Origin of the sequence: Peterkaempfera griseoplana (assembly GCF_001418575.1) — a bacterium.
GTDB lineage: Bacteria > Actinomycetota > Actinomycetes > Streptomycetales > Streptomycetaceae > Peterkaempfera > Peterkaempfera griseoplana.
Map to the genome: position 1 here is coordinate 1 of NZ_LIQR01000525.1, position 2,625 is coordinate 2,625.

The following is a 2,625-nucleotide window of genomic DNA, read 5'->3' on the forward strand; positions in this document are numbered from 1 at the left end:
ACACCACCCCAGCCGTCCTCGACCTCAACGGCCTGAACATCCAACTCACCACCACCGGCGACGCTCCAGCCAAGTTCGACCTCACCCTCGACCTGACCGAAACCCTCGACACAGACGGCACCCCAGCCGGCGTGAACGGCACACTCACCTACGCCACCGACCTCTTCGAGCACACGACCGCCACAGAGCTGAGCGAGCGGTTCGTGCGGGTACTGAAGACGGTCATCGCCGACCCGGCCATCCACCTGCACCACGTCGACGTCATGGACCCCGCCGAACGCCACCAGGTCCTTGCCGAGTGGAACAACACCGCACACGTCGTACCCACCGGCACGATCGTTGATCTCTTCGAGGCCCAGGTCGCCCGCACCCCCGACGCCATCGCTGTGGTCGACGCCGAGGGCGACAAGGTGTCGTACGCCGAACTCAACAAGCGGGCCAACCGGTTCGCCCACCACCTCCTCGGACGGGGAGTCGGCGCGGAGCAGATCGTCGCGCTGGTACTGCCCCGCTCGATGGAGCTGGTCGTGGCGACCCTCGGTGTGCTGAAGACCGGCGCTGCGTACCTGCCGGTGGACCCGGAGTATCCGGCCGACAGGATTGCCTACATGCTGGCCGACGGTCAGCCGGTCCAGGTGATTGACGAACTCGGCGCCGTCCGGGCCACGCACGAGGAACCGGAGTCGAATCCCGGCGTCCCGGTCTCGCGTACCCAGGCCGCGTACGTGATCTACACCTCCGGTTCGACCGGCCGCCCGAAGGGCGTCGTGGTGAGCCACGCGGGCATCGCCGGCCTGGTCAGCGCTCAGGTCGAAAGGTTCCGTATCGACGAGAACAGCAGGGTGCTGCAGTTCGCCTCGCCCAGCTTCGACGCCTCTGTCTCTGAGCTGTGCACGGCACTTCTGTCCGGCGCGACTCTGGTTCTCCTCCCGGTCGACTCGCAGATCTCCGCGCTGACGGACCCGCGTCTCGGCATCACGCACGCGACGGTGGTGCCCTCAGTCCTCGCCACGGTGCCCGATGACAGCCTGGAGTCGATACGTACGCTGGTGGTCGCCGGTGAGGCCTGCCCGCCGGAACTGGTGGCGAAATGGGCACCGGGACGCCTCATGATCAACGCCTACGGCCCGACCGAGACCACCGTCTGCGCGACGATGAGCACCCCGCTGGTCCCCTCGGGACAGAACCCGCCGATCGGAACGCCGATCGCCAACACCAGGGTGTACGTCCTCGACTCCGGTCTGCAGCCGGTGCCCCCTGGCGTACCGGGAGACCTGTACATCGCGGGTGAGGGTCTGGCGCGCGGTTATCTGAACCGTCCGGGCCTGTCGGCGGAGCGGTTCGTGGCCGACCCCCACGGTCCCGCCGGCTCCCGTATGTACCGCACGGGCGACCTCGCCCGCTGGAACACCAACGGCGTCCTGGAATACCTCGGCCGCACCGACGACCAGGTCAAACTCCGCGGCTTCCGCATCGAACTCGGCGAAGTCCACTCCGCCGTCACCCGATGCCCCGGCATCGCACAAGCCGCCGTGCTCGTGCGCGAGGACCGCCCCGGCGACCAACGCCTCGTCGCCTACGTCATACCAACCGACAGCAACACCGCGACCCCGGACGACGGGGAACTGTCCGCGCGAGTACGCACCCACGTCGGCACCCTCCTGCCGGACTACATGGTCCCCTCCGCCGTCGTCGTCATCGACGCCATGCCGGTCACCACCAACGGCAAACTCGACCGCCGCGCCCTCCCCGCACCCGAACTCCCCACCCCAGGCACAGGCCGCAAACCCGCCAACGAACGCGAAGCACACCTGTGCACCCTGTTCGCCGAGGTACTCGGCCTCCCCGAAGTCGGCCCCGACGACAACTTCTTCGAACTCGGCGGCCACTCCCTCCTCGCCACCCGACTCATCAACCGCATCCGCACCACCCTCAGCAGCGACATCCCCCTCCGCACCGTCTTCAACGCCCCCACCCCAGCCGGCATCGCCGCCGTGCCGGCGGACGGCGGGCACGCCGTTCGCCCCGCTCTGACAGCAGGCGTGCGGCCGGAGATCCTGCCTCTGTCCTTCGCACAGCGCCGCCTGTGGTTCCTCAGCGAACTCCAAGGCCCCAACGCCACCTACAACATCCCCTTCGCCATGCGACTGCACGGCAACCTCAACCGGACCGCGCTGGAACAGGCCTTCCGCGACGTCCTCACACGCCACGAGATACTGCGCACCGTCGTGACAACCATCGACGGCGTCCCACAGCAGCAGATCCTTCCGTCGTCGCAGCTGTCCTTCGAACTGCGCACCGACGAGGTCACCGAGGACGACCTCGCCGCGACCGTGACGCGCCTGGCCCGCAGCACGTTCGACCTCGCCGCGGGCCTGCCCCTGCGCGCCGACCTCCTGGCCGTGGGCCCGCAGGACCACGTCCTCGTCGTCGTCCTCCACCACATCGCCGCGGACGGCTGGTCACTCGCCCCACTCGCCGCCGACATATCGCAGGCCTACACAGCCCGTGTCGCGGGCGGCACCCCGGAATGGTCACCACTGCCCGTCCAGTACGCCGACTACGCCCTCTGGCAGCACCACCTCCTCGGCGACGAGAACAACTCCGAGAGCCTCCTCAACGAGC

Annotated in this window: 1 protein-coding gene; it reads left to right on the forward strand. The window is 68.6% G+C overall.

The window, feature by feature from the left end:
- On the forward strand, positions 1–2,625 hold a 2,625-nt coding region (locus AOK09_RS31665; protein WP_157876114.1), incomplete at both ends, for a non-ribosomal peptide synthetase.